Consider the following 6,428-nt stretch of genomic DNA (forward strand, 5'->3'; position numbering starts at 1 on the left):
CCGCTCGGCGCGCCCCGACGGATCGGGGCGCCCCCCTCATTCGGCGGACTCGCTGTGGATTTCGGCGATATAGCCGCCGGGGAACTGGACCATGGCGGCCTTGCGCCGGCCGGCCGTCCATGGCCCGGCCAGCACGGCAGCGCCGGCGGCCTTCGCCTTTTCCAGCGTGGCGGAAAGGTCCCCCACCTCATAGCCGGTCATGTCGCGGCCGAAGGGCCAGGGGAGCTGCCCGTTGGACACGAGCACCGCCATCTTGCCGTAGCCGGAGCTGATGCTGACGCGACGGATCGTCCCGCCCGGCTGGCCGACCTCGTCGCCGGGGGCCACGCGATCGTCGGCAAGGATCCGCCCGTGCGAGAAGGCCAGCCAGTGCCGGATGAAGGCATCGGCGGCATCCGCCGTCAGATAGATGCGGTTCTCCGGCACCGTGCCGAGCGGCGCATAGCTGGGCTTGGTGGTGTGCCAATAAAGCTGCATGTTCACCCCGCCCGGCCATTGCACGATGGCGTCGCGGCCGATGGGGTCCGGGAAGGCTTCGACCAGCCGGGTCGCGCCGTTCCTGACCGCCGCGTCGACGGCGGCGTCCAGATCGGTGACGAGATAGCCGGTGCGCTCGGCCCCGAAGGGATAGGGAATGGGCGTCTTGAAACCGAAGACGGAGATGGTGCCGGCCGGCGTCAGCGCAAGCTGCGACATGGTCTGGCTGGGCGTCGGGGTGACCTGGAACACGCCCTGCCTGGATGTCGTGCCGCCGAAGGTCGCGACGAAGCTTGCGATGAAGCGATCGAAATCGGCCGCATCCACATAGACATGGGTCGTGTCATATTGCGGCCCCACCGAAAAATCGGCGGTCGCCGCCGCCGCGGCCGCCTTGTCCCTGGCCGAGGCGGGCGGGCCGATGGCGATCGCCGCGGCGGCGAGGAGCAGGGTCAGGCAATGACGCTTCATCGGACCTATCCTTCCAGTCGAGGGAAGCAAGCCGCGCGGCATCCATGGCCAGGGCTGCCCCACGAAGCCCGGATGCCGGCGGCGGCGATATCGGCGGCAAAGGAGGCGCATCGCGATGCGATCGCGGATCATCCGGGCATGGTCGAAATCCAGTGGAACCCATGTAACGGGATATCCCGATTGACCTTTTCGAACCCATCCGGCGCGCGGCCGATCATTCCATCATAGGTGGCACGGAACCGCCATGGCCAGCGATTTTCCAACGGCGGGCGGGCCTCGGTTCGGGGCCGCACCGATCAGGCGGTGAAGACGATCCGCCGGCCATCGTCGCGCGGCCAGGCCGCCTCCACGCCGGACAGGGGCACGGGATCGGTGGGCAGGGTGAGGCCGGCGGGCAAGGCCGCGTCGAATACGCCGGCGATCGAGGCGAGAAGGCCGTCGAGCGATACGCTGCCGATGCCGCTGCCCATCAGTTCGATGGCCGAGGACCGCAATATCGCGCCGGGGAGGGTGATGTCCGCGCCGCTCGCGGTGCCCACCTGCACGAAGCGCAGCGGCACGCCTTCCTTCGCTACCCGTGCGGCGGCGATCAGCAGGCGTTCCGCACTGATGCCCCAGAGATAGTCGACGACGACGTCGACGCCCTGCGCCAGTTCCGCCTGGAACCGCGCCTCCAGCGCATCGCCGTCGCCATCCAGGGGTATGACCGCGTCAGCGCCCAGCGCGGCCAGGACATCCACGTTCCGGCCGGTGGCGATGACCTTGCCCGCACCAAGATGCCGGGCGATGCGGATCGCGAGCTGGCCGGAGGCGCCGGTCGCGCCGTTGATGAGCACCGTCTCGCCGGGCTTCAGATGCGCGCGCCGGGTAAAGGCGGCCCAGGAGGACATGCCCGGATTGGCGATGGCGGCCGCGGTCACGTCGTCCAGCCCGTCGGGCACCGGGATCTGGCGGGCAACGGGAACGACGGTCCGCTCCGCCATCGCGCCGAAGGGCGCGCGCGGCAGGAAGAAATAGACGCGCTGCCCGTCATCCAGCGTGCCCACCCCATCCACGCCGACTACGAACGGGAACCGGCCGGAGGAACTGTAGTGGCTGCCCGAAGCGCGCGCGCGGACCAGGGGCGCGAGGGCGGCGGCACGGACGGAGACGATCCGCTCGCCCGCGCCGGCGACCGGCTCCTCGAAATCCGCGTAAATGGGCAGGCGCCCTGCTTCGGTGACGATAGCGGCCTTCATCGGACTTCCTCGCGTTCAGGATGCGTGTATGATGCACATATATAGGGAAGGTCGGCATGACGGCAAGAAAGAATGTGCATAATACACATATGACCGGGCAGCTCCGGCTGCTGCACGGCGCCGTCCTCGATATCGTGGGCATGATGAACGGTCCGCAGCGGGACGAGGCGATGATCCGCGCGGCGGGCATCCGGCTGGATCGGGCGCTGTTTCCGCTGCTGGTGCTGATCGAGCGGTTCGGCCCCATCGGCGTGGTGGAGCTGGCCGACCGGGTGGGGCGCGATCACACCACGGTAAGCCGGCAGCTCGCGAAGCTGGAAGGGCTCGACCTGATCGAACGGCGGAGCGGCGCCGCCGACCGGCGGGTGCGCGAAGCGGTGATCCGCCCCGCAGGCAAGGCCATGACCGACCGGATCGACGAAGCGCGCGAACGCATCCTCAGCGCGGGCTTCGCCGGCTGGCCCCAGGAGGACCTCGACGCGCTCGTCCGCCTGCTACCCAAATTCGCGCAGGCGATGCGGGACGGCCTGCCAGGCGGAAACCCCGATCAGCGGGACGACAATCGATAGGCCGCTAGCGCGCCGGTCGGTGCCGGCCGCCAGGGTTGTTGGCACAACGTCACCCGCCGGAACGCGGCAGGCCATATCCCCTAACCGCCCATCGGGACTTTCACCGATTGTGGGCTTTTCGGCAAAGGTCGAACATCGGCGCTCCTAATTGGGAGCCTCGCCATGGAGCATGTCGATCTGACAACCCCTTGGGGCGCGGCCCAGGACATCGGGGTTTCGGGATCTGCATTCCGGCGCCGGCAGATACTTTCCACCACGTCGGCGATGACGCTCGCTTTGTCGATGCTCCTCATCGATGCCATTATGTCGGATGCCGCGGGGCAGGAATGCGCAGTGCAGGCATCGGGGCAGGTGAGCGCCACCACGGCCTGCACCGTGAGCGGAACGAGCTATGCCACCAGCGCCAATGCGACGCCGGTGTTCCAGGCAGACTCCCCCGCTGGAAGCATAAGCGTCACATCCGCGCCGGCAATCACCTCCGGCGGAACGGGATCAACCGGCGTGAGCGCCATCAATGGCGGCACGGTGACGTTTCTGGCCGGCGGGTCCGTCACGACGACCGGCACCAATGCGCTCGGCCTACAGGCGTCCGGCAACGCCTCTACGCGGATCACGGCCGCCGGCCTGGCCGTCACGAGCATGGGCCACGCCATTTCGGTCGCCAGCGGCGGGCAGGTGCAGTTCAGCAACGGCACGATCAACAGCACCCGCGACGGCGTCAACATCAACTTCACGAACGGCCAGGTGACGATCGGCAACAGCACCATCACTGCGGCTGGATCGGGCATATTCGCCGCCGGCAGCAATGCGGCGGTGACCATAACCGACACTCGTATCTCCACGACCGGAACCGGGGCAGGGCTGATCGCGGAAGGCGGCACGATCGCGAGCACCGGCACGACGATCGTCATCGCGGCCGCCAATGCAGCCGGGCTCCGTGCCACGGCTGGCGGGGTGATCGGCTTCGATGCGGGGTCGATCACGACGATCGGCACCAATTCCTATGGCGCCCACGCTTCCGCCGGTGGCCGGATCAATATCGATCCGACGACGATCATCACCTCCGCAACCGGCGCCCATGGCCTGTTCGCGGACGGAGCGGGCGCGATCGTCACCTCGTCCGGGGATGCGATCTACACGGGCGTTAGAGTCGACGCCTCCGGGCAACCGGTCAATGGGGCCGGCCAGCCGGTCACCGATCCCGCGCTATATGTGTCGTCCGGCGCCAACACCGCTCACGGTGCCTTCGCCCAGGGCGGCGGCCAGGTCTGGCTCAATGTCGATCCGGCAACCGGGGATGCGACCGGCGACAGCGGCATCATCCAGACGCTCGGCGACGGAAGCGATGGATTGCGGGCGGACGGCACGGGCTCCGCCATCGCGGCGGCAGGCGAAGCCATCACCACCAAGGGGCGTTTCTCCAACGGCGCATACGCGCTGAACGGCGGCGCCATCAGCATCACCGGCGGTTCGATCAGCACGACCAGCACCAACGGGCAAGGTGCCAACGCAGCCGGGCTTCGCGCCGAACAGAATGGCATGATCAGCGCCTTCGGAACCGCGATCACCACAAGCGGTGCGGGATCGCACGGCGTGACCGCGAGCGCCGGCGGCACCGTCCACCTCGGCGGCGATGCCACGCATCACACGACGATAAACGTCCTCAACACCAACAATCGCGGGCTGCAGACTGAAAGCGGCACGATCAATGCCGCCTTCACCGACGTAACGAGCGCGGGCCACGGCGCGCTCGCATCGGGAACGGGCGCGATCCATTTCGACGGCAACAGCACCGTCACGGCCACCGGCGCCTCCAGGGTCGGCCTGGGCGCGGAAAGCGGCAGCCTGATCGATTCCACCGGGCCGATCACCGTCACCATGCGGCCGCCCGATCCCGTGCCGCCCGCGACGACCTATGCCGTCGCGGGCACCGCCGTCTACATGCATGACGGCGGGCTCGTCGCGCTCGGCGCGGGATCGACGCTCAACATTTCCGGCGGGGCCGGCGGCACCGGCATCACGATCGACAATTCCGATCTGGCCGCGCCGATCGACGGCCTCACCATCAACCTCAATGCCGCGACCGCACCGCCCCCTGGGGCGACCTTCCAGCCGTCGGGCAGTTCCGGCGTGGTCGCCCTCAACGGTGGAACCGCCAGCTTCGAGGATCTCGTCGTCACCGGCGCTTCCGCGGGATCGGGCGTGTTCGCGCGCGATGCCGGCAGCCATGTCACCGTCACCGGCGCGAGCGAGATCACCATCGTCCGCGACAGCCCCAATTTCTACGAGCTGCGCGCAGGCTCCACCCTGTTCACCACAGGCAATCCGTTCACCTCCTACGGCAGCTCGCCCGCCCACGGCCTCTCCGCCCGCGATTCCGCTCTCGTCACCAGCACCGGGACCACCATCACGGTGGCCGTGAATTACGGGGCCGGCGCCTATGCGCTGCGCGACGGCCGGGTGGATCTGGACGACAATGCGATCACCACCACCGCCACCGGCACGAGCGGGCTGCATTCGGTCTATGGCGTGATCACCGCCAGGAATTCGACGGTCGATACCAGCGGCGGCGGCACCGGCGTGCTGCTGGCATCGGATACGATCGCCCCGGCCGCGGGCGCGAAAAGCGTCGTGGAGATCGCGGATACCGCCGTCACCGCCACGGGCGATTACACCTATGCCTTCTATTCGCGGAACCTGAACGGCGAAACGCCCAACGAATTCCGCATGTCCGGCGGCAGCCTCAGCAGCGAGAAGGCGGTCGCGATCGGCGCGGCCGGGCGCGTCGATATCGAATTATCGGACGGGGCGAGGGTCGAAGGCCCCTATATGCTCGTCGCCTTCGGGCAGGATTCCTTCCAGCAGAGCGGGGCCGCGGCCGCGCGGGTCGAAACCCTGGTCAATCTGGTCGCGAAGGGCGGTAGCGAGCTTGTCGGCGACAGCGTCGTCACCACCGGCTGCGTCTACGACACCTTCGCCGACCGGAACTGCGTTGCGACCACGCATGCCACGGCCAATGTCCTGCTGGATGAAGCGACGACGCTGACGGGCACCTTCACCACCGAACCGGGCAACACAGCCAACATGGTGCTGGACAATGGTTCGATCTGGAATGTCACGGGCAATTCCAACGTCACCTTCCTGCGCAACGAGCTGAGCGATATCCTGTTCACGCCGCTGGCGGCCGGCGCCGATCCGGAGGTGCTCGCCAGCTACAAGACGTTGACCACCATCGACTATATCGGCGCTGGCGGCCTGATCGGTCTCAACACCTATCTCGGCGTCGATGGCTCGCCATCGGATCGGCTGGTGATCGACAGCGGCACGGCAACGGGCGCCACCCGGCTCAAGATCACCAATTCGGGAGGAGAAGGCGCTATCACCACCGGCAACGGTATCCTCGTCGTCGATGCCATCCACGGCGCCACGACCGTGCCGGGCGGCTTCGCGCTCGCCAATCTCGTTATCGCCGGCCCTTACGAATATACGCTGCATCATGGCAGCATCGACGATGCTGCGCCGGAAAGCTGGTTCCTGCGTAACATCCTCGACTGCCCCTGCCCGACGCCGACACCCACTCCAACGCCGACACCTACCCCGACGCCGACACCCACTCCGACGCCAACGCCCACTCCAACACCGACGCCCACTCCGACGCCGACACCCACTCCAA

At 67.9% G+C, this 6,428-nt stretch carries 4 protein-coding genes; 2 read left to right on the forward strand and 2 right to left on the reverse strand.

The annotated features are described in order from the left end of the window. Positions 1 to 36 precede the first annotated feature (36 nt). Positions 37 to 948, reverse strand: coding sequence for a glyoxalase (locus tag CV103_RS03330; RefSeq protein WP_107393979.1), 912 nt, complete (start codon positions 946 to 948; stop codon positions 37 to 39). Between the two features lie 296 nt (positions 949 to 1,244). Then, positions 1,245 to 2,186 (reverse strand): quinone oxidoreductase family protein, encoded by a 942-nt coding sequence (locus tag CV103_RS03335; protein WP_015459821.1) that lies wholly within the window; start codon positions 2,184 to 2,186, stop codon positions 1,245 to 1,247. Positions 2,187 to 2,275: 89 nt separating this feature from the next. Between CV103_RS03335 and CV103_RS03340 the strand changes: the two genes are divergently transcribed. Further along, positions 2,276 to 2,755 (forward strand): MarR family winged helix-turn-helix transcriptional regulator, encoded by a 480-nt coding sequence (locus CV103_RS03340; protein ID WP_245896633.1) that lies wholly within the window; start codon positions 2,276 to 2,278, stop codon positions 2,753 to 2,755. A 162-nt stretch (positions 2,756 to 2,917) separates the two neighbouring features. Continuing rightward, a partial coding sequence (locus CV103_RS03345; RefSeq protein WP_146163373.1) for a hypothetical protein occupies positions 2,918 to 6,428 on the forward strand: 3,511 nt, incomplete at its 3' end.

Source organism: Edaphosphingomonas fennica, assembly GCF_003034225.1.
Classification (GTDB): Bacteria; Pseudomonadota; Alphaproteobacteria; order Sphingomonadales; family Sphingomonadaceae; genus Sphingomonas_E; species Sphingomonas_E fennica.

Excerpts from the sequence above, each read along its gene's own strand:
- CV103_RS03330 (WP_107393979.1), bottom strand. The coding sequence starts at position 948 with ATGAAGCGTCATTGCCTGACCCTGCTCCTCGCCGCCGCGGCGATCGCC.
- CV103_RS03335 (WP_015459821.1), bottom strand. The coding sequence starts at position 2,186 with ATGAAGGCCGCTATCGTCACCGAAGCAGGGCGCCTGCCCATTTACGCG.
- CV103_RS03340 (WP_245896633.1), top strand. The coding sequence starts at position 2,276 with ATGACCGGGCAGCTCCGGCTGCTGCACGGCGCCGTCCTCGATATCGTG.